Raw genomic sequence first — 19825 nt, forward strand, 5'->3', positions numbered from 1 at the left:
ACCCGAGTCTAGGTAGTGCGCACCAGATACGGGGACACCGTGCTGCGGTGCTCGTCGAGGTCGAGTGCCTTGCCGAGGGCGGGGAACGCGCGCTGGGTGCAGTTGTCGCGTTCGCAGACCCGGCAGCCGGCGCCGATGGGGGTCGCCGTGACCCGATCGCCCGCCAGGTCCAGACCCTCGGAGTAGACCAGCCGGTGGGCGTGGCGCAGCTCGCAGCCCAGGCCTATCGCGAACGTCTTCCCGGGCTGGCCGTAGCGCGCCGCGCGCCGCTCCACGGTGCGCGCCACCCACATGTAATTGCGGCCGTCGGGCATCTGGGCGATCTGAACCAGGATCTTGCCCGGGTTGGCGAAGGTCTCGTAGACGTTCCACAACGGACAGGTGCCGCCGCTGGACGAGAAGTGGAAGCCGGTCGCCGACTGTCGCTTGGACATGTTGCCCGCCCGGTCGACGCGCACGAATGACAATGGTACGCCGCGCATATCGGGTCGTTGCAATGTCGAGAGCCGATGTGCGACGGTCTCGTACGACACCGCGTAGTGTGCCGACAGGCGCTCGACGTCGTACCGGAAGTTGCCGGCGATCTCGTGGAACTGCCTGTACGGCAGCACGATTGCCGCGGCGAAATAGTTCGCCAGTCCCAGCCTGGCCAGGGTGCGCGACTCGTCGCTGGTGAAATGTCCGTCCTCGACCAGCTTGTCGATCAGATCGCCGAATTCCAGGTGGCCCAGTTCGGCTGCCAGCTTGAAGACGAACTGCCCGCCGGACAGGTGGTCACCGACCTGCAGGGTGCGGGTCTGCGGGTCGTAGCGGTGCAGCACGTTGTCGCCGAGATCGGTGCGCCGCACGATGCGCACGCCGTGCACGCGGTTCAGCCGGTCGGAGAGCTCGCGGGTCAGCTCGGCGCGGTGCATGCGCATCCGGATCGTCAGATCTTCCGCGGCGGTGTCGAGTTCGTGCAGGTAATTCTGCCGTTGGTAGAAGTAGTCGCGGACCTCTTCGTGCGGCATGGTGATCGCACCGGAACCGGATTCCGATGCGCTGAACCGGCCCTCGGTGGCGGCGGCCAGCTGGGTGGTGGTGAGCCGGTATCGCTGATGCAGGTTGACCATGGCCCGAGCGATCGCCGGATGGGCGTTGACGATATCGGCGAGTTCGCCGGCGTCGATATCGATGTCCAGATCACGGTCGAGGGTCACCTCGCGCAACTCGGCGACCAGGCGGGTGTCGTCCTGGGATGCGAAGAACCCGGCGTCCACGCCGAACACCTCGGTGATGCGCAGCAGCACCGATACCGTCAACGGCCGGACGTCGTGTTCGATCTGGTTGAGGTAGCTCGGGGAGATGTCGAGCATCTGGGCCAGCGCAGCCTGGCTGAAGCCGCGTTCCCGTCGTAACTGACGAACGCGGGATCCGACAAAGGTCTTGGCCACCCGTTCAGCGTAATGAGCGTTGCAAAGGTTGGCTTTGCATTCTTCGCAGGTCATATTGGAGGAATGACCGGCTTGGCCAAGACCATGATGCCCGTGCCCGATCCGCACCCCGACGTGTTCGACACCCAGTGGCCGCTGCGGGTCGCCGACGTGGACCGGACCGGCCGACTCAAGTTCGATGCCGCCACCCGGCACATCCAGGACATCGGTTCCGATCAGCTGCGGGAGATGGGCTACGAGGAGACCCACCCGCTGTGGATCGTGCGTCGCACCATGGTCGACCTGATCAGGCCGATCGAGTTCAAGGACATGCTGCGGTTGCGACGCTGGTGTTCGGGCACGTCGAATCGGTGGTGTGAGATGCGGGTCCGGATCGACGGCCGCAAGGGCGGACTGATGGAATCCGAGGCGTTCTGGATCAACATCAACGCCGAGACGCAGGGACCGGCTCGGATCTCCGACGACTTCCTGGCCGGTCTGCGCCGGACCACCGATGTCGACCGGCTCCGCTGGAAGGCCTACCTGAAGGCCGGCGACCGGGCGGATGCCGAGGAGATCCGGCCCTATCCGGTTCGCGTCAGCGATATCGACATCTTCGACCACATGAACAACTCGGTGTACTGGAGCGTCGTCGAGGACTTTCTCGGTACCCGGCCGGAGCTGCTGGAAAAGCCGCTGCGGGTGACCATCGAGCACGATCTGCCGGTGGCGCTCGGTGACGACCTGGAGATCATCCGGCACACCTACCCCGCGGGTTCCACGGATCGATTCGGTCCGGAACTTGGCGACCGGACTGTTACAACGCTCACATATGCCGTCGGCGACGAGACCAAAGCGGTCGCGGCGATCTTCAATCGGTGACTCCCACCTTTTAACAGTACGGGCGTACTGACCAGCGCAAACCTCCTACCCGCCGGTAGGTTCTGAACCGGTAAAGCGGCCTTACCGATTCGCAAAGTTAGCAACCTGGCGCGGTGTGTTGGACAAAATTGGCAAGCGAAACGGGTGGACCTGCGGATATGGCGTGAGGCATGCTCGGTGTATCAGCTCAGTGGAAATCGCTGCAGCGTTAACAAAATCGAGTTGCATCATCGATAGGAGCGACCATGTCCACCGTTGGCACGCCGAAGAGCCCGGAACAGATCCAGCACGACTGGGACCACAACCCGCGCTGGAAGGGCATCACCCGCACCTACACCCCCAAGGACGTCGTCGCGCTTCAGGGCACCGTCGTCGAAGAGGCGACGCTGGCCCGCCGTGGCGCCGAGGTGCTGTGGGAGCAGCTCCACAGCATGGACTTCGTCAACTCGCTCGGCGCGCTGACCGGCAACATGGCCGTGCAGCAGGTGCGTGCCGGCCTGAAGGCCATCTACCTGTCCGGCTGGCAGGTCGCCGGTGACGCCAACCTCTCCGGTCACACCTACCCCGACCAGAGCCTCTACCCGGCCAACTCGGTGCCGCAGGTCATCCGCCGGATCAACAACGCGCTGCTGCGCGCCGACGAGATCGCCAAGGTCGAGGGCGACACCTCGGTCGAGAACTGGCTGGCCCCAATCGTTGCCGACGGCGAGGCCGGTTTCGGTGGCGCGCTGAACGTCTACGAGCTGCAGAAGGCGATGATCGCCGCCGGTGTCGCCGGTTCGCACTGGGAAGACCAGCTGGCCTCGGAGAAGAAGTGCGGCCACCTCGGTGGCAAGGTGCTGATCCCCACCCAGCAGCACATCCGCACCCTGACCTCGGCCCGCCTCGCGGCCGACGTCGCCGACGTGCCGACCGTCGTCATCGCCCGTACCGATGCCGAGGCCGCCACCCTGATCACCTCCGATGTCGACGAGCGCGACCAGCCGTTCATCACCGGTGAGCGCACCGCCGAAGGCTTCTACCGCGTGAAGAACGGCCTGGAGCCGTGCATCGCCCGTGCCAAGGCCTACGCGCCGTACTCCGATCTGATCTGGATGGAGACCGGCACCCCGGATCTGGAGCTGGCCAAGAAGTTCGCCGAGGGCGTCAAGAGCGAGTTCCCCGACCAGATGCTGGCCTACAACTGCTCGCCGTCGTTCAACTGGAAGCAGCACCTCGACGACGCCACCATCGCGAAGTTCCAGAAGGAGCTGGGCGCGATGGGCTTCAAGTTCCAGTTCATCACCCTCGCAGGCTTCCACGCCCTGAACTACTCGATGTTCGATCTGGCCTACGGCTACGCCCGCAACCAGATGAGCGCCTACGTCGAGCTGCAGGAGCGCGAGTTCGCCGCCGAAGAGCGTGGCTACACCGCCACCAAGCACCAGCGCGAGGTCGGCGCCGGCTACTTCGACCGGATCGCCACCACCGTGGACCCGACCAGCTCGACCACCGCGCTGGCCGGTTCGACCGAAGAGGGCCAGTTCCACTAGGAATTGCTGTTGATAGCGTCAGGCCCCGTCCGTGCATTGCGGGCGGGGCCTGACGGCTGTCCGGAGTCAAGGAGAAACAGTTGAGCATCGAACGCGTGGGTGTCATCGGCGCCGGGCAGATGGGCGCCGGGATCGTCGAGGTATGCGCCAAGGCCGGAGCCCAGGTGCTGGTCTTCGAACCCAATGACGATCTGATCGCCGCGGGCCGTACGCGGATCACCGCGTCGCTGGACCGGGCCGCCGCCAAGGGCAAGCTCAGCGAGGCCGACCGTGATGCGGCCGTCGCGCGACTGGCCTTCACCACCAGCCTGGCCGATATGGCCGACCGACAGCTGACCATCGAGGCGATCGTCGAGGACGAGAACGTCAAGGCCAAGGTCTTCGCCGAACTCGACCGGGTGATCACCGACCCCGATGCCGTGCTGGCGTCGAACACCTCCAGCATTCCGATCATGAAGATCGCTGCGGCGACGCAGAACCCGCAGCGGGTGTTGGGCTTGCACTTCTTCAATCCGGTGCCGGTGCTGCCGCTGGTCGAGTTGATCTCGACGCTGGTCACCGACGAAGCGGCCGCGGCGCGGGTGGAGGACTTCGCGGCCAACGTGCTCGGCAAGCAGGTGGTGCGGTGTTCGGATCGTTCGGGATTCGTCGTCAATGCGCTGCTGGTGCCGTTCCTGCTGTCGGCGATCCGCATGCTCGAATCCGGTTTCGCCTCCGTCGAGGACATCGACACCGCGGTGGTCGGCGGGCTGTCGCACCCGATGGGCCCGCTACGGTTGTCCGACCTGGTGGGGCTCGACACCCTGAAGCTGATCGCGGACAAGATGTACGAGGAGTTCAAGGAGCCGCTGTACGGCCCGCCGCCGCTGCTCCTGCGCATGGTCGAGGCCGGTCACCTCGGCAAAAAGTCGGGCAAGGGCTTCTACGATTACTGAGCTCGGCTAAATATCCGGCCGGGCCGTATGGGGTAAGGTCGTCGGATGCGATGCGGGGGCCGCTGAATCGTGAGCGCCTGCCAACGTCATTTCTGATCAACACCAGGGGTTGTTTTCGTATGTCAGAGGTTGAGTCCGGGTTGGAGCCGTACTACGAGGAGTCGCAGTCCATCTACGACATCTCCAACGACTTCTTCGCACTGTTCCTCGGACCCACGATGGGTTATACCTGCGGCTATTACGAGCGCGAGGATATGACCCTCGATGAGTCGCAGAACGCCAAATTCGATCTGGCGCTGGGCAAACTGGCGTTGGAGCCGGGGATGACGCTGCTCGACATCGGCTGCGGCTGGGGCGGCGCTCTGGAGCGGGCGTTGATCAACCACGACGTCAACGTCATCGGCATCACGCTGAGCAAGGCGCAGTCCGAGTACGCCCGCGAGCGGCTGGCCAAGATCGACACCAAGCGCAACGTCGAGATTCGGCTGCAGGGCTGGGAAGAATTCAACGAGCCCGTCGACCGCATCGTGTCCATCGGCGCGTTCGAGGCCTTCAAGGCCGAGCGCTACCCGCTGTTCTTCGAGCGGGCCTACGACATCCTGCCCAGCGACGGCCGGATGTTGCTGCACACGATCCTGGCCCACACCCAGGAGTTCTTCCGCACCAACGGCATCAAGGTCACGCTCAGCGACCTGAAGTTCATGAAGTTCATCGGCGAGGAGATCTTCCCGGGCGGCCAGCTGCCCGCCGTTGAGGACATCGAGAAGTTGGCCGCCGATACCGGGTTCGACCTGCAGCGCATTCACCTGCTGCAGCCGCACTACGCCCGCACGCTGGATATGTGGGCGGCCAACTTGGAGGCGGCCAAGGACGAGGCGATCGCCATGCAGGGCCAGGAGGTCTACGACCGGTACATGAAGTACCTGGTCGGCTGCGCCGACTTCTTCCGCCGCGGTATCACCAACATCGGACAGTTCACGCTCGTCAAGTAGGCCATGAAGTGTCGAGAGTGCACACAGATCGAGAAGTCGGCCGATAACTCGATCTGAGTGCACCGTCGCGACAAACGGTCGCCTCGGCGCGAAAGTCAGGCCGAAGCCAGCCGCTTCTTCTCGGCCTCGACGTCGAAATCGGCGGGCGGCCAACTCAGATCGAGGCTCTTGAGCGCTTCGATCAGCAGCTCCAGGACCGCCAGCCGGCTGTACCACTTCCGATTGCACGGCACGATGTACCACGGGGCGTAGTCGGTCGAGGTCTTGTCCAACATCGCCTGGTAGGCCTCTTGGTACAGCGGCCATTTCAGCCGCTCGTCGACATCGGCGGGGTTGTACTTCCAGTATTTGTCCGGTCGGTCCAGGCGGTCGGCCAGCCGTTGCTTCTGTTCGTCGAGCGAGACGAACATCGCCACCTTGACGATCGTGGTGCCGGTGTCGACGAGCTCACGCTCGAAGGCGTTGATCTCGTCGTAGCGCGCACCCCAGACATCCGGCGGCACCAGATTGTGCACGCGCACGATCAGGACGTCCTCATAGTGCGACCGATCGAAGACGCCGATATGCCCGGCCGACGGCAACGCCTTGTTGATCCGCCACAGGTAGTGGTGCGAGAGCTCCTCCGGTGTCGGCTTACCGAAGCTGGTGTACTGGATTCCCTGCGGATTTCCAGACCCCACAACATGTTTGACGATGCCGCCCTTGCCCGCGGTGTCCATGCCCTGCAGCACCAGCAGCACCGAACGCCTGTCACCACTGCGACTGTTGGCGTAGAGCATCTCCTGTAGACCGGCGAACCGCTCACCGCGCTCGGCGGCCAGCGCCGGGGCGTCGGACTTGGACCCGGTGAACCCGGGGGTGGCCTCGGCGTCGATCTCGGAGACCTTGTCACCGGGGCGGAATTTCAGGTGGATGTGGGGTTCGTGGCTCCACAGCTTCGACAGTTCGGAGGCGTTGTCCTGGCTCACAACATCTCAGTCAAGCAGGTGTGGCGGCAGCGCGGGTGAAGGATGGGCCTGGGCGTTGAATCTCTCCAGCGATCCACCGACCTCCACGATGCCGCGCAGCGCGCTCCAGGACAGCATCGTCAAGTAGTCGATCAGCTGGTCGGTGCTCATCCGCTGGTTGGACATCCACGAGTGGGTGGCCAGCTGCACCCCACCGACGATGTGGAACGCCCACGGCTCGACCCCGCCGGTGTCCATGCCCGCGGCCTGCATCCGGCGACGCAACATCACCGCCAGCATCCTGGCGATGATCTGCTCGGAATCGTTGATCGCCTTGGTGCGCGCCGAGGAGTTGTTGGACATGACGAACCGGTAGGGCTCGGGCTCGGAGGCCACCGTGTCGACATAGACCCGGATGATCTCCCGGACCAGCGCGTAGCCATCCAGATCGGTCGACAGCGCGGCGGCCATGTTGGGGATCAGGGTGGTCTGGGCGAAGCGCATCATGACCGCGGTCGTCAGATCGTTCTTGTCGACGAAATAGCGGTAGAGCACCGTCTTGGAGACACCGATCTCGGCAGCGATCTCGTCCATGCTCACATTGGCGCCACGGCGGCGGATGGCCTCCAGCGTGCCGTCGACGAGTTCGTTGCGCCGTTCGACTTTGTGCTGATGCCAGCGTCGTTTGCGGCCGTCTGTCTTCACCGCCGCGGAGCCCTGCTGTGCCACCGTCGAGAGTTCCATTCCGTTCACTAGGTCGCCTTGATACTACGGTGGACGAGCCAGCTGCGCGCTGGCGGATGATGGGGGAGTGGTGCAGACAAGTTTTGCTGAGTCGCTGGCCGGTGCCGATTCGGTAGCCGACGAACAGCGCAGGCTGGCATTGCGCCGGATGAAGATCGTGGCGACGGGTTTCCTGGTCGGTGCGACCGTGGTCTTCCTGGCGTGCACCTGGTTGCAGTCGCGCGGTGATGCGGCGCCGTGGGTGGGTTACGTACGGGCCGCGGCGGAGGCGGGCATGGTCGGCGCCTTGGCCGACTGGTTCGCGGTGACCGCGCTGTTCAAGCACCCCCTCGGTATCCCGATTCCGCACACCGCGATCATCAAACGCAAGAAGGACCAGCTCGGCGAGGGGCTCGGCACCTTCGTGCGGGAGAACTTCATGTCCCCCGACGTGATCGCCACCAAGCTGCGTGACGCCGACGTCGCCTCCCGCACCGGCAAGTGGCTGGCCGATGAGCGCAACGCCGAGCGGGTCGCCGCCGAGGTCGCGACGGTGCTGCGGGTGCTGGTGGAGATGCTGCGCGACGAGGATGTCCAGCAGGTGTTGGACCGGATGATCGTCAAGCGCATCGCCGAGCCCCAGTGGGGTCCGCCGATCGGCAGGGTACTCACCAGCCTGCTCGACGAGGGACGCCAGGAGGCGCTGCTGCAGCTGCTGGCCGACCGCGCCTTCCAGTGGTCGCTGAACTCCGGCGAGGTCATCGAGCGGGTGATCGAGCGGGATTCGCCGACCTGGTCACCGCGCTGGGTGGACCACTTGGTCGGCGATCGCATCCACCGGGAGCTGATGGACTTCACCGACAAGGTGCGTCGCGACCCCAACCACGAGCTGCGCCGCTCGGCCACCAAATTCCTCTTCGAGTTCGCCGGTGACCTGCAGAATGATGCGGCCACCATCCAGCGGGCCGAGAACGTCAAGGAACAGATCATGGCCCGCGACGAGGTGGCCCGCGCCGCCGAGACGGCGTGGACGGCGGCCAAGCGCATCCTGCTGGAATCGGTGGAGGATCCGTCCTCGGCGCTGCGTGGCCGGGTGGCCGACACGGTGATCCGCATCGGGGAGTCGCTGCGTGATGACGCCGACCTGCGGGCCAAGGTCGACGCCTGGATCGTGCGGGGCGCCCAGCACCTGGTGTCGCAATATGGGACGGAGATCACAGCGATCATCACCGAGACGATCGAACGCTGGGATGCCGACGAGGCGAGTCGGCGAATCGAGCTTCATGTGGGCCGTGACCTGCAGTTCATCCGTATCAACGGCACCGTGGTCGGATCGTTGGCCGGCCTGACCATCTACACCATCGCTCAGGTCCTCTTCTGAGACTGCTAGCAGACTGCTTGCAATAGTTAGCACTCCGTGCCACCGTGGATTCTGTCAGCCACAAGCGACGGATGAAGGAGGCACCATGACGCAGGACGACAACCTCGCCGGCGTTGTGGCCAACGCTGCGCAGGACATCGGCAGCTACATCAGGACTCAACGCGAGGCGGCGCAGGTATCGGTGCGCCAACTCGCCGAGAAGGCCGGGGTCAGCAATCCCTACCTCAGCCAGATCGAGCGGGGACTGCGGAAACCGTCGGCTGATGTGCTCAACCAGATCGCCAAGGCACTCCGTGTCTCTGCCGAGGTGCTCTACATCCAGGCCGGGATGCTCGAACCCAGCGAAGGCAACAAAGTGCGCGACGCCATCGTCACCGATACCGCCATCACCGAGCGGCAGAAACAAGTGCTGCTCGACATCTACACGTCGTTCTGTCAGCAGAACGAAGCGGAAGCCGAGGCCGCGCAGAAGGCCGACGCCGAGGCCGAGATCGCCCATCTCGACACCGAAGACGCCGCACCGGCGCAACCGTCCACTGTCTGAAAGGAAACGTCATGACCGAGAAGAATCAGCCCACCATCGAAGACCTCAAGGCCCCGCTGCTGGCCGCGGTCGGCGCCGCCGACCTGGCACTGGCCAAGGTCAACGAGATCGTCGACACCCTGCGTGACCGCGCCGGTGACGCCCGCAGCGATGCCGAGACCCGCGTCGAGGAAGGCCGCGCCCGGCTGACCAAGCTGCAGGAAGACCTGCCGTCGCAGTTCGACGAGCTGCGCGACAAGCTCACCTCCGAGGAACTGCGCAAGCTCGCCGACAAGTACGCCGAAGAAGCCCAGAGCCAGTACAACAAGCTGGTCGAGCGCGGCGAGGCCGCCCTTGAGCGGCTGCGCAACCAGCCCGCGCTGGAAGAGGCCGCCTCGCGCGTCGAAGAGGTCACCGACCAGGCCGTCGAGCTGACCCAGGATGCGCTGGGCACCGTCGCCAGCCAGACCCGCGCGGTCGGCGAGCGTGCCGCCAAGCTGGTCGGCGTGGAGCTGCCCAAGCGCGCCGAGGCCGCTGAGCCCGCCAAGGTCGCCCCGGCCAAGAAGGCTCCGGCGAAGAAGGCCCCGGCCAAGAAGGCCGCCGCTCCGGCCGCCAAGAAGGCTCCGGCCAAGAAGGTCACCCAGAAGTAGGTTCGCCAACAAGGTGGCACCCGCATAGGCTGCAACTGTGATGCTTGCAAACCTGGCGGGTGCCATTCTTTTTGCCCTGGGCATTGTCGTCGCCCTGGTAGGCCTCTACGCGTTCATCCACGCTGCGATGCAGCGCCCGGACGCCTACACCGCCGCGGGCAAGCTCACCAAGCCGGTGTGGCTGCTGATCCTCGGTGCCGGAGTGCTGCTGAGCCTGCTGATCAGCGGCGGGTTCGGCGCCGCGATCGGTGCCTGCGCCGCCGGTGTGTATCTGGTCGACGTCCGGCCCAAACTGCTGGAGATCCAGGGAAAGTCGCGCTGAACAGATGCGTCACCGCGATATCGCCGCCGTCGTCCTCTGTTCGGCGGGGCTGCTGCTCGGTACGCCGGTAGCGCATGCCGAGCCGGCCTATGTCGACCACACCGAATGGGTGCAGTGGGGCGATCTGAAGAGCCTGCGCGTGTATCCGACGGCCCTCGGCCGGGCGCAGGCCGCGATCCCGGGCACCCAGACCCAGCAGGACCAGGCCTGGTCACAGGTGCTGTCCCTGGCCCCGGAGGCCGACATCCCGGGTATGCAAACCCAGTTCAACTGCCACTGGCAGTTCGCCGAGTTCATCGAGCCCGGTAAGACGAGCTGGAATCTGGAACCGTGGCGGCCCGTCGTCACCGACGCCGAAATGGTGGCCGCCGGGTGTAATCCCGGCGGCACCGAAGAACCCTTCTAGGGCAACCCGGCGAAGCAGGGGTCGCCGCCGGCGCCGCTGCGCCCCGGGGGCATGACGCCGTTGCGGGTGGAGAACTTCGCGACCACCCCGGTATCGGTGACCTCGACGCTGTCGGCGTGGATGCCCATCGGATAGTTCTCGGTCATCTGCTTGAGGAACGCGTCCAGCGCCGGCTGCACGCTCTCCCGCGGTAGCACGAAGCCCAGGCCGGTCAACCGCTCCACCGTCAGCGTCAGCTCCTGGTTACGCACCTCGGGCTTGGCGACGATGCTGCCCAGCGTGCCCTGCAGCTCCACGGTCCCGTCGGCGGGGTTGGTGGTCACGCCGTTGACGAAGCTGCCGACCAGCGGCACCGCGTTCTGGATGGTGCGTTTGATGCCGTCAGCCGACCACGTGATGGTGGCATCCAGCGCACCGACGGTGCCGGGGGACTCAGGGTTTCCGGTGACCCGGACGTCGTTGATGACGATCTCGGCCTTCATCCCCTCGGCCTCACGGATGCGGTTACCCGCCGTGGTCGCGGTGATGTTGTTGTAGTTCTTGGCGAAGTGCTGCAGCAGGAACGGCCGGGGGCCGAACGACACGTCGACGCTGTCCTGTACGACGCAGGAGGTGACGCGCGAGACGGTGTCATCGGCGATCTTGCGGGCGATGAGCTCGGCGCCGACGACGCCGGCCAGTGCCAGGGCGGCGACGATCACCACCACCAGCACGATCGACAGCGGATCGCGGAAGAGCTTGGTGAACTTGTTCGAGCTCGTGTTCGTCGTCGGCGCTGCCGGCTCGGCGGGCACTGCCGTCGGCTCGGCGGGTACTGCTGCCGGCGCTTCGGACGGAGGCGGATTCACGCCGTCGGTGGGGCGGGCCCAGGGATCGGTCACGCAGTCGATTGTGCCTTAGCGAACGGGACGCGGTTAACCAGCACTGCGATGGTGTCTCGGGCTTTCGCGGCGGCCGCGAGGTCGATATCGGTCACCACCAGCTGCGGATCTGCCTGCGCGGCGGTGATGACCTCGCCGGTCGCCGAGGCGACCAGGCTGCCCCCGACGCCGGTCGGGCCCAGCGCGGCGATCTCATCGCCGGGGTAGGCCTGCCCGACGGCCGCGACGATGCCGGTGGTGTCGATGGCCCTCGCCCGTGCCAGCAAGGTCCACTGATCGAGCTTGCCGGGCCCGGTGCCCCATGACGCGTGCACCGTGATGAGCTGCGCGCCACGGTCGGCGAGATCCAGGTACAGCTCGGGGAAGCGGATGTCGTAACACAGCGTCAGCCCGACGCCCACGCCGTCGACGTCGATGACGGTGGGCTGTGAGCCGGGCGCGACGGTCGCGGACTCGGTGAACCCGAACGCGTCGTAGAGGTGGATCTTGTCGTAATGCGCGTCGACTCCCGGGCCGACGGCCAGCAGGGTGTTGGTGACCCGACCGGCGGGCACCTCATCGGCGGGACGGAACATCCCGGCCACGACGGTGATGCCGGCGCGCGCGGCGATCCCGCGCACCCCATCGGCCCAGCGGCCGTCCAGCGGCTCGGCCACGGGTGACAGCGGCACCCCGAATCGGCACATCGTCGCCTCGGGGAACAGCACCAGCTGTGCGCCGGCGTCGGCGGCCTGGCGGGTGTACCGGTCGACCAGCTCGAGGTTGGCCGCCGGGTCGGTGCCGGATCGGATCTGAGCCAGGGCAATCCGCATGTGGTCGAGGCTAGCCGTCTGCGGCGACGGTCGCCCACGGCACCGAGAGCACACCGTCGCGCAACCGCCGCCGCGGGGGGTCCACGGCGAAACCCTCGGCGCGCAGCTGTTCGAGCATCGCGCGCCAGCGCACCCGCGGGCCGAAGACCCCGTGCCCGGCCGCACTGGCCCAGGCCCGGTCGGCGGCCGTCAGCAGGGTGTGGATGGGTTGTCCGTCGATATTGCGGTGGATGAGGATCTTGGGCAGTCGCTCGGCCAGATCCGATGGCCTTTGGATATCGAATGGGTCGCACGCCAGGGTCAGGCTGATCGGCCCGTCGACGTCCAACAGCACCCAGCAGCAGCGCCGCCCGAGCTCGTCGCAGGTGCCGTCGACCAGCAGGCCACCCGGGGCCAGTCGGCCCAACAGCTGCGCCCAGGCCGGCTCGACCTCCTCGACCGGATATTGGCGCAGCACGTTGAACGCCCGCACCAGTACCGGTCGCAAACCGGCGAGTTCGAACCCGCCGAGCTCGAATTGCACTGCGGCCGTGGCTGATTGCTGGGCGAGTCGGACCCGGTCGGGATGGATCTCCAGTCCCGTCACCCGCACGTCGGGGCGCACCGTTTGCAATCGCGCTGCCAACTCCAGCGTCGTGGTGGGCAGTGCGCCGTAGCCCAGGTCGACCACCAACGGGTCGGCGGCGGTGTGCAGGGCGGCCCGCACCCGGGGTGAGTGCACGAGCCAGCGGTCGCTGCGACGCAGCCGGTTGTACCCCGTGGTGCCACGCGTCGGTTTGCCCTGTGGCGAGCCGACGGACTTGTTCAGCGGTGGTCCCTGACCCACGTCTCGGTGAACTCCTGCTCCAAGCGGACCATCTCGGCCAGTTGGCCGCCGATGAAGCCCTCGATCTTGCCGCCCACCAACGGGATGCGCACCTCGGTCACCACGTGCACGTCCAACTGCGCACCGCCGGCGCTGTCGCGCAACGCGGCCTTCCCGGTCACCCGCACCGGTGCGCCCGGCACGGTACCGGTGATGGTGCCCGAGGTCCGTCCGTCAACGATCGGGGCCCAGGATTCGGTGCGCACGAGTGTGAGGTCGCCGGAATGGAGTTGGCTGACGAAGCCGGGCAGTCGATGAAACCGCACGGTCTGGGTGGTGCCGATGTCGAGGCCGCCGTCCGGGCGGGTGGCCAGCTCGTCGAGGTTGACCGCGTCGCACCCGGACTTCTCCAGCCGCTCGAGCCAGTACGTCCGGTCGGTGAAGGCTTCGAACAACTGCGCGACGCTGCATCCGTACGCGGCCGCCATGTCATGGGTACGCGGCATAGTCGGCACGCTACCGTTAGCGTCCGTGGTCAGTCCGACTTTCGCCGGTGCGGCGGTTGCCGAGAACATCGCCGTCGCCCCGTGGACGACATTGCGCATCGGTCCCGTGGCACAGCATCTGATCACCTGCGATACCACCGAACAGCTGATTGCCACGCTCTCGGCGCTACCGGTCGCCGAGAACGTTCTGGTGCTGGCCGGTGGATCCAACGTCGTCCTCGCCGACGATCTGACCGGGCTGACGGTGGTCAGGATCGCCACCACCGGCATCTCCGTGCAGGGTGCGGTGCTGCGGGCCGAGGCGGGCGCGCAGTGGGATGACGTCGTGGTCGCCGCCCTTGCGCACGGTCTGGGTGGTCTGGAATGTCTGTCGGGTATCCCCGGATCCGCCGGCGCCACCCCCGTTCAGAATGTGGGCGCCTACGGCGCGGAGGTCGCCGACACCATCTCCCGGGTGCGGGTCCTGGACCGCCGAACGGGGCTGGCCGAATGGGTTGATCCGCACCGACTGGACTTCGGCTACCGGCACAGCGCGCTGAAGTATCAGTCGGCCGTCATCGTTCTGGAGGTCGAGTTCACCCTGAATGCCGATGGCCTGTCCGCGCCGCTGCGCTATGGCGAGCTGGCCGCCCGCCTCGGCGCCGAGCCGGGGCAGCGGGTCGAGCCGGACCGGGTGCGCGCGGCGGTGCTCGCGCTGCGTGCCGCCAAGGGAATGGTGCTCGACGCGGACGACCACGACACCTGGAGCGTCGGATCGTTCTTCACCAATCCGGTCGTCACCCAGCAGGCCTATGAGCGGCTGCGGGACGCCGTCGACGGGCCGGTTCCGCATTATCCGGCCCCCGATGGGGTCAAACTGGCCGCCGGCTGGCTCGTCGAGCAGGCCGGTTTCGGCAAGGGGTATCCCGGTGGCGACGGTGTGGCGCGGTTGTCCACCAGGCACGCGCTGGCACTGACCAACCGCGGCGGGGCGGGCACCGCCGATGTCCTGGCCCTGGCCAGGACCGTTCGGGACGGCGTGCGCGCGCGTTTCGGGATCGAACTCACACCCGAGCCCGTGCTGGTCGGGTGCACGCTCTAGGTACTCTTGGTCCACGTGAGACCACCCGCCGAGTCCGAGAACGCACCGCTGAGCCGGCGTCGTGCGCTCGCATTGCTGGGCTTGGGCGGTGCCGGACTGCTGGCGGCCTGTGCCGGTAAGCCCGCCGGAACTCCGCAGGCCGAGGAATCCGCCGCAGCCAAGGCGCCCACCTTCACGCTGACCCCGGACGATGCCGCCACCGATATCACCCCGACCTCGCCCGCCGGCGTGGTCGTCAGCGATGGCTGGTTCCAGAAGATCGCCCTCACCAACGCCAACGGCAAGGTGGTCGCCGGCAAACTCAACCGTGACCGCACCGAGTTCACCGTCTCCGAGCCGCTGGGCTATGGGGCCGAATACACCTGGTCCGGTTCGGTCGTCGGCCAGGACGGCCAGGCGGTACCCGTCACCGGCAGCTTCCGCACGGTGAACCCCCAGACCACCGTCAACGGCCAGTTCCAGTTGTCCGACGGTCAGACCGTCGGCGTCGCGGCGCCGATCATCCTGCAATTCGACGCGGCGATCACCGACGAGCACCGCGCCGACGTGGAGAAGGCGCTCAAGGTCACCACCACCCCCGCCGTGGAGGGCAGTTGGGCCTGGCTGCCGGATGAGGCCGGCGGTTCGCGGGTGCACTGGCGCACCAAGGAGTACTACCCGGCCGGCACCACCGTGCACGTCGACGCCGATCTGTACGGGGTGAAGTTCGGGCCGCAGGCCTACGGTGCGGCGGACTCGACGCTGGACTTCACCATCGGTCGGCGCCAGGTGGTCAAGGCCGAGGCCTCCAGCCACCGCATCCAGGTGCTCGACGGGGCAGGCGCGGTCATCATGGACTTCCCGTGCAGCTACGGCGAGGGCGACCTGGACCGCAACGTCACGCGTAGCGGTATCCACGTGGTCACCGAGAAGTACGAGGACTTCTACATGACCAACCCGGCCGCGGGGTACGCCAATGTGCGGGAACGCTTCGCGGTGCGCATCTCCAACAACGGCGAGTTCATCCACGCCAACCCGGCCAGCTCCGGCGCCCAGGGCAATAGCAACGTCACCAACGGGTGCATCAACCTCTCGCTCACCGATGCCGAGCAGTACTTCCAGACTGCGATGTACGGCGACCCGGTCGAGGTCACCGGCACCCGCATCGACCTGTCCTACGCCGACGGCGATATCTGGGACTGGGCGGTGCCGTGGAGTGAGTGGCAGGCCATGTCGGCGCTGAGCAAGGACAGCCCGCCCTCGGGCATCCCGGTGACGGCTCCGGTCACTCCGAGCGGCGCGCCCACGCCGTCATCCACATCGACGACACCGACGACGACACCGACGACGGCGGGCCGTTAGGTCCGGCGGTTGATCCGGGACCCGGTAGCGCCGGTCACCTGATCGCGCGGGCGCACCACGATCAGGTCCAGGTCGACGTGCGACGGTCGGCTGGCGACGAACCCGATGACCTCGGCGATGTCCTCGGCGACCAGTGGGGTCACCCCGGCGTACACCTTCCCGGCACGGCCCGCGTCACCGTCGAACCGGTTGAGCGAGAAGTCGGTCTTGACCATGCCCGGCGCAACCTCGGTGAGCCGCACCGGTTTTCCGAACAGCTCGCTGCGCAGGGTGCGATGCAGGACGCCCTGGGCGTGCTTGGCCGACGTGTAGCCCGATCCGTTGTCGTAGGTCTCCAGGGCGGCTATCGAGGTGACGGTGACGATGAGCCCGTCGCCGGAGTCGATCAGCTTCGAAAGCAGCGCCTTGGTGACCTGCAGCGTGCCCAGCACGTTGGACTCCCACATCCAGCGCCAGTGCTCGATATCGGCCTCGGCCACCGACTCCAGGCCGCGGGCGCCGCCGGCGTTGTTGACGAGCACGTCGACGCGATCCAGGCGCTTGGCCAGCGACGCGACCGCGACCGGGTCAGTGACGTCCGCCACAATCGCGGTGCCGTCGATCTCGGCGGCCAGCGCTTGTATGGGGGCTTCGCGGCGGGCCACGCACACTACGTGAAAGCCAAGCGAGGCAAGGGTTTTGGCGGTCGCTTCACCAATGCCGGCGCTGGCGCCGGTGACCACCGCGACGCGGCGCTTGTCGGTTGAGGTCGTCATGGTGACAACAGTAGGCCGCGGTGTCCACCCGTCGCGCGGGAGTCGATCCCGTGTTACTTTGACGCCGTGATCTCGATCAGCCAGGCGAGCCGTCTCGCCGTGCGGAGTGCGTGTTGTTGTTGCGCACCCGCCGCGCCTTGCTGACCTGAGGACCTCGTTCGTCCCGCTGAGTCGCCGGTGTGGCAGAAGCCCACCCCTTCCACGACCCAGCCCAGAGGACACCATCGTGAGCACCGCCACCGTCGTTCGCCAGACCCCCGCCGCACACGCCAAGCGCGCTCTGCTGGCCCGCCACCACATCGTCGCGCCGTCACTGAAGGTCGCCGAGGTGGCCGCGGCATCGGTGTTCGGTGCCGCCCGGCAACGCGGCCCGATCGCCCGAGATGCGATCGCCCGAGTCACCGGCCTGAGCATCGCCACGGTGAACCGCCAGGTCACCGCCCTGCTCGACGCCGGCGTGCTGCGCGAGCGTGCCGATCTCGCGGTGTCCGGGGCGATCGGCCGTCCCCGGATCCCGGTCGAGGTCAACCACGAGCCGTTCCTGACCCTGGGCCTGCACATCGGTGCCAAGACCACCAGCATCGTGGCCACCGACCTGTTCGGCCGCACCCTCGACGTCGTCGAGACGCCGACCCCGCGCGGCAGCCAGAGCGCGGCGCTGGCCTCCCTGGCCGGTAGCGCTCGTCGTTACCTCAGCCGCTGGCACCGGCGCCGCCCGCTGTGGGTCGGCGTGGCCAGCGGCGGTGTGGTGGACAGCACCTCGGGTTACCTCGACCACCCGCGGTTGGGCTGGGCCGAGGCGCCGGTCGGGCCGGTGCTGGCCGAGACGCTCGGGTTACCTGTCTCGGTCGCCTCACACGTGGACGCCATGGCCGGCGCCGAACTGCTGCTCGCTGTGCGCCGCCCGAACACGCAAGCCGGCACCAGCCTGTATGTCTATGCCAGGGAGACCGTCGGCTACGCGCTGTCCATCGGCGGCCGGGTGCATTCGCCGGCCAGCGGCCCGGGCACCATTGCCGCACTGCCGGTCAGCTCTGAATTGCTCGGCGGCTCAGGGAAACTTGAGTCGACCGTCAGCGACGAGGCGGTCCTGACCGCGGCTAGGGCGCAGCGCATCATCCCGGCCGAGGGTCCCACCTCGACGATGGCGACGGTGCTGCGCGCCGCGCGTGGCGGGCATGAGGGGGCCCGCGCCCTGCTGGCCGAACGGGCCCGCGTGCTCGGCGAGGCGGTGGCCTTGTTGCGTGACATGCTCAACCCCGATGACCTCGTCGTCGGCGGGCAGGCCTTCACCGAGTATCCCGAGGGGATGGAACTGGTGGAGCGGGCCTTCGCCGACCGCTCGGTGCTGGGTGCGCGCGATATCCGCGTCACGGCGTTCGGAAATCGGGTGCAGGAGGCCGGTGCCGGTGTGGTCTCCCTCGGTGGCCTCTATGCCGACCCGATCGCCGCGATGCGACGGGCCCAGCAGCGCCGCAGTGAGGCCGCGGTGCTCGGCGCGTCCTGATCCCGCAGGTTTCGCCGGTCCGCCGCAGGTGTAGACATGACCTTGTGCGTGTCGTACCCGAACCGTCCGGACTGACGGAGGCCCGCCGCGTCGCGGTCCTGTCGGTACACACCTCACCGCTGTCGCAACCGGGTACCGGCGACGCCGGCGGAATGAACGTCTACGTGTTGCAGACCGCGCTCGAGCTGGCCCGCCGTGGTGTCGAGGTGGAGATCTTCACCCGCGCCACGTCCTCGTCGGATGAGCCGGTGGTCCAGGTGGCGCCCGGGGTTCTGGTGCGCAATGTGGTGGCAGGCCCGTTCGAAGGGCTGGACAAGAACGACCTGCCCACCCAGCTGTGCGCCTTCACCGCCGGGGTGTTGCGTGCCGAGGCCACCCACGAGCCCGGCTATTACGACATCGTCCATTCGCATTACTGGCTTTCCGGCCAGGTGGGGTGGCTGGCATCGGATCGCTGGGCGGTGCCGCTGGTGCACACCGCCCATACGCTGGCCGCGGTGAAGAACGCTGCTCTTGCCGAAGGCGACACCCCCGAGCCGGTCCTGCGTTCGGTCGGTGAACAACAGGTGGTCGACGAGGCCGATCGGCTGATCGTCAACACCGAAATCGAGGCAAGCCAACTGGTTTCGTTGCACCACGCCGACCCGGCCAGTATCGATGTGGTGCACCCCGGTGTCGACCTGGCGGTGTTCACCCCCGGCTCGCGCAGGCAGGCGCGTAAGGCGCTCGGCCTTGCCGAGGACGACAGGGTGGTCGCGTTCGTCGGTCGGATCCAGCCGTTGAAGGCGCCGGACGTGCTGCTGCGAGCGGCGGCCAAGGTCCCCGACCTGCGGGTGCTGATCGCCGGTGGTCCCTCCGGCTCCGGAATGGACACTCCGAACGGGCTTGTTCGACTGGCCGCCGAGTTGGGTATCACCGATCGCGTGACATTCCTCCCACCCCAATCACGTGACGAATTGGTCGGCATCTACCGTGCTGCCGACATGGTCGCGGTGCCGAGCTACAACGAATCCTTCGGGCTGGTCGCCGTCGAGGCGCAGGCCTGCGGCACCCCGGTGGTGGCCGCCGCCGTCGGCGGTCTGCCGGTGGCGGTGCGCGACGGTGTGACCGGTGCTCTGGTCGACGGCCACGATGCGGGGGATTGGGCGGCGGCCCTGCAGTCGGTGCTGGCCGGTGACGCCGATCGGCTCAGCGCGGCCGCCGTCGCGCACGCGGCGACCTTCTCCTGGGCGCACACCGTCGACGGGTTGCTGGACAGCTACGGCCGGGCGGTCACCGACTACCGGTCCCGCCATCCGCGATCGGCGGCGCCCACGCGGCGGACCGGCCGTCGTTTCGCGTTGCGCCGGGGGGTACGGGCATGAGTGTGACCGCGAAGTCGCGCGTGAGTGAGGATCGCAGCGAGGTACGAGCGAGGACCGGAGCGAGGGTG

Annotated in this window: 21 protein-coding genes; 13 read left to right on the forward strand and 8 right to left on the reverse strand. The window is 67.2% G+C overall.

Features of this window, described 5'->3' with window-relative positions; genetic code table 11:
• Nucleotides 1-8 precede the first annotated feature (8 nt).
• Entirely contained in the window at nt 9-1433 is a 1425-nt protein-coding gene (gene ramB, locus PGN27_RS18040) for an acetate metabolism transcriptional regulator RamB (protein WP_335327353.1), read from the reverse strand.
• Between the two features lie 63 nt (nt 1434-1496).
• Here ramB and PGN27_RS18045 point away from each other — a divergent pair, with 63 nt between their 5' ends.
• The 4 genes from PGN27_RS18045 (at nt 1497) to PGN27_RS18060 (ending at nt 5753) form a co-directional block, all read left to right on the forward strand.
• Nucleotides 1497-2294 carry an acyl-ACP thioesterase domain-containing protein gene (locus tag PGN27_RS18045; RefSeq protein ID WP_335327354.1) on the forward strand — a complete coding sequence of 266 codons (798 nt, stop codon included), beginning with the start codon at nt 1497-1499 and terminating at the stop codon, nt 2292-2294.
• Nucleotides 2295-2539: 245 nt separating this feature from the next.
• Nucleotides 2540-3826, forward strand: a complete 1287-nt coding sequence (gene aceA / locus PGN27_RS18050; protein WP_335327355.1) for an isocitrate lyase — start codon at nt 2540-2542, stop codon at nt 3824-3826.
• Nucleotides 3827-3906: 80 nt separating this feature from the next.
• Nucleotides 3907-4761 (forward strand): 3-hydroxybutyryl-CoA dehydrogenase, encoded by an 855-nt coding sequence (locus PGN27_RS18055; protein WP_335327356.1) that lies wholly within the window; start codon nt 3907-3909, stop codon nt 4759-4761.
• Between the two features lie 119 nt (nt 4762-4880).
• The gene (locus tag PGN27_RS18060; RefSeq protein ID WP_335327357.1) at nt 4881-5753 is read left to right on the forward strand and encodes a cyclopropane mycolic acid synthase family methyltransferase; all 873 of its coding nucleotides are present in this window, start codon (nt 4881-4883) and stop codon (nt 5751-5753) included.
• A 95-nt stretch (nt 5754-5848) separates the two neighbouring features.
• Here PGN27_RS18060 and PGN27_RS18065 read toward each other — a convergent pair whose 3' ends face one another.
• Nucleotides 5849-6721 carry a polyphosphate kinase 2 family protein gene (locus tag PGN27_RS18065; protein WP_335327358.1) on the reverse strand — a complete coding sequence of 291 codons (873 nt, stop codon included), beginning with the start codon at nt 6719-6721 and terminating at the stop codon, nt 5849-5851.
• Nucleotides 6722-6727: 6 nt separating this feature from the next.
• The gene (locus tag PGN27_RS18070) at nt 6728-7429 is read right to left on the reverse strand and encodes a TetR/AcrR family transcriptional regulator (RefSeq protein WP_335328766.1); all 702 of its coding nucleotides are present in this window, start codon (nt 7427-7429) and stop codon (nt 6728-6730) included.
• Nucleotides 7430-7511: 82 nt separating this feature from the next.
• On the opposite strand from PGN27_RS18070, the gene PGN27_RS18075 reads away from it, so the two are divergent.
• The 5 genes from PGN27_RS18075 (at nt 7512) to PGN27_RS18095 (ending at nt 10705) form a co-directional block, all read left to right on the forward strand.
• A complete protein-coding gene (locus tag PGN27_RS18075) occupies nt 7512-8804 on the forward strand; it encodes a DUF445 domain-containing protein (protein WP_335327359.1) in 1293 nt (430 codons plus the stop codon).
• An 85-nt stretch (nt 8805-8889) separates the two neighbouring features.
• Nucleotides 8890-9348 (forward strand): helix-turn-helix domain-containing protein, encoded by a 459-nt coding sequence (locus PGN27_RS18080; RefSeq protein WP_213448168.1) that lies wholly within the window; start codon nt 8890-8892, stop codon nt 9346-9348.
• A gap of 11 nt (nt 9349-9359) precedes the next feature.
• Nucleotides 9360-9977 (forward strand): heparin-binding hemagglutinin, encoded by a 618-nt coding sequence (locus PGN27_RS18085; protein WP_335327360.1) that lies wholly within the window; start codon nt 9360-9362, stop codon nt 9975-9977.
• A gap of 40 nt (nt 9978-10017) precedes the next feature.
• Nucleotides 10018-10299, forward strand: coding sequence for a DUF2516 family protein (locus PGN27_RS18090; RefSeq protein ID WP_187697576.1), 282 nt, complete (start codon nt 10018-10020; stop codon nt 10297-10299).
• A 4-nt stretch (nt 10300-10303) separates the two neighbouring features.
• Complete coding sequence (locus PGN27_RS18095; protein ID WP_335327361.1) at nt 10304-10705, forward strand: DUF2599 domain-containing protein; 402 nt, start codon at nt 10304-10306, stop codon at nt 10703-10705.
• Here PGN27_RS18095 and PGN27_RS18100 read toward each other — a convergent pair.
• Genes PGN27_RS18100 through PGN27_RS18115 form a run of 4 tightly spaced genes read right to left on the reverse strand, consistent with a single transcriptional unit; the run spans nt 10702 to nt 13709 of the window.
• Complete coding sequence (locus tag PGN27_RS18100) at nt 10702-11586, reverse strand: LmeA family phospholipid-binding protein (RefSeq protein ID WP_335327362.1); 885 nt, start codon at nt 11584-11586, stop codon at nt 10702-10704. The two genes, PGN27_RS18095 and PGN27_RS18100, sit on opposite strands and share 4 nt — an antisense overlap.
• Nucleotides 11583-12398 carry a carbon-nitrogen hydrolase family protein gene (locus tag PGN27_RS18105; RefSeq protein ID WP_335327363.1) on the reverse strand — a complete coding sequence of 272 codons (816 nt, stop codon included), beginning with the start codon at nt 12396-12398 and terminating at the stop codon, nt 11583-11585. The genes PGN27_RS18100 and PGN27_RS18105 overlap by 4 nt, the downstream gene beginning before the upstream one ends.
• A 10-nt stretch (nt 12399-12408) precedes the next feature.
• On the reverse strand, nt 12409-13224 hold the full coding sequence (locus PGN27_RS18110) for a class I SAM-dependent methyltransferase (RefSeq protein ID WP_418888612.1): 816 nt from the start codon (nt 13222-13224) through the stop codon (nt 12409-12411).
• On the reverse strand, nt 13203-13709 hold the full coding sequence (locus PGN27_RS18115) for a DUF2505 domain-containing protein (protein ID WP_335327364.1): 507 nt from the start codon (nt 13707-13709) through the stop codon (nt 13203-13205). Before PGN27_RS18115 ends, PGN27_RS18110 begins: the two co-directional genes overlap by 22 nt.
• A 25-nt stretch (nt 13710-13734) precedes the next feature.
• On the opposite strand from PGN27_RS18115, the gene PGN27_RS18120 reads away from it, so the two are divergent.
• Together PGN27_RS18120 and PGN27_RS18125 are read left to right on the forward strand one after the other, a co-directional pair.
• Entirely contained in the window at nt 13735-14790 is a 1056-nt protein-coding gene (locus PGN27_RS18120) for a UDP-N-acetylmuramate dehydrogenase (RefSeq protein WP_335327365.1), read from the forward strand.
• 15 nt (nt 14791-14805) lie between these two features.
• Nucleotides 14806-16131 carry a L,D-transpeptidase gene (locus PGN27_RS18125; protein ID WP_335327366.1) on the forward strand — a complete coding sequence of 442 codons (1326 nt, stop codon included), beginning with the start codon at nt 14806-14808 and terminating at the stop codon, nt 16129-16131.
• On the opposite strand, the gene PGN27_RS18130 is transcribed toward PGN27_RS18125, so the two are convergent.
• Complete coding sequence (locus PGN27_RS18130) at nt 16128-16886, reverse strand: SDR family oxidoreductase (RefSeq protein ID WP_335327367.1); 759 nt, start codon at nt 16884-16886, stop codon at nt 16128-16130. The two genes, PGN27_RS18125 and PGN27_RS18130, sit on opposite strands and share 4 nt — an antisense overlap.
• A gap of 226 nt (nt 16887-17112) precedes the next feature.
• Here PGN27_RS18130 and PGN27_RS18135 point away from each other — a divergent pair, with 226 nt between their 5' ends.
• Both PGN27_RS18135 and mshA read left to right on the forward strand, forming a co-directional pair.
• Nucleotides 17113-18393: an ROK family protein gene (locus tag PGN27_RS18135; protein ID WP_335327368.1), complete on the forward strand. Its 1281-nt coding sequence runs from the start codon at nt 17113-17115 to the stop codon at nt 18391-18393.
• Nucleotides 18394-18437: 44 nt separating this feature from the next.
• A complete protein-coding gene (mshA, locus tag PGN27_RS18140; RefSeq protein WP_335327369.1) occupies nt 18438-19757 on the forward strand; it encodes a D-inositol-3-phosphate glycosyltransferase in 1320 nt (439 codons plus the stop codon).
• Nucleotides 19758-19825: the final 68 nt, after the last annotated feature.

This window comes from Mycolicibacterium neoaurum (genome assembly GCF_036946495.1).
Lineage (GTDB): Bacteria > Actinomycetota > Actinomycetes > Mycobacteriales > Mycobacteriaceae > Mycobacterium > Mycobacterium neoaurum_B.

Coding starts and splice junctions, on each gene's coding strand:
- aceA (WP_335327355.1), top strand. CDS start 2,540: ATGTCCACCGTTGGCACGCCGAAGAGCCCGGAACAGATCCAGCACGAC.
- PGN27_RS18105 (WP_335327363.1), bottom strand. CDS start 12,398: ATGCGGATTGCCCTGGCTCAGATCCGATCCGGCACCGACCCGGCGGCC.
- PGN27_RS18090 (WP_187697576.1), top strand. CDS start 10,018: ATGCTTGCAAACCTGGCGGGTGCCATTCTTTTTGCCCTGGGCATTGTC.
- PGN27_RS18085 (WP_335327360.1), top strand. CDS start 9,360: ATGACCGAGAAGAATCAGCCCACCATCGAAGACCTCAAGGCCCCGCTG.
- PGN27_RS18060 (WP_335327357.1), top strand. CDS start 4,881: ATGTCAGAGGTTGAGTCCGGGTTGGAGCCGTACTACGAGGAGTCGCAG.
- PGN27_RS18115 (WP_335327364.1), bottom strand. CDS start 13,709: ATGCCGCGTACCCATGACATGGCGGCCGCGTACGGATGCAGCGTCGCG.
- PGN27_RS18095 (WP_335327361.1), top strand. CDS start 10,304: ATGCGTCACCGCGATATCGCCGCCGTCGTCCTCTGTTCGGCGGGGCTG.
- PGN27_RS18045 (WP_335327354.1), top strand. CDS start 1,497: ATGACCGGCTTGGCCAAGACCATGATGCCCGTGCCCGATCCGCACCCC.
- PGN27_RS18130 (WP_335327367.1), bottom strand. CDS start 16,886: ATGACGACCTCAACCGACAAGCGCCGCGTCGCGGTGGTCACCGGCGCC.
- PGN27_RS18080 (WP_213448168.1), top strand. CDS start 8,890: ATGACGCAGGACGACAACCTCGCCGGCGTTGTGGCCAACGCTGCGCAG.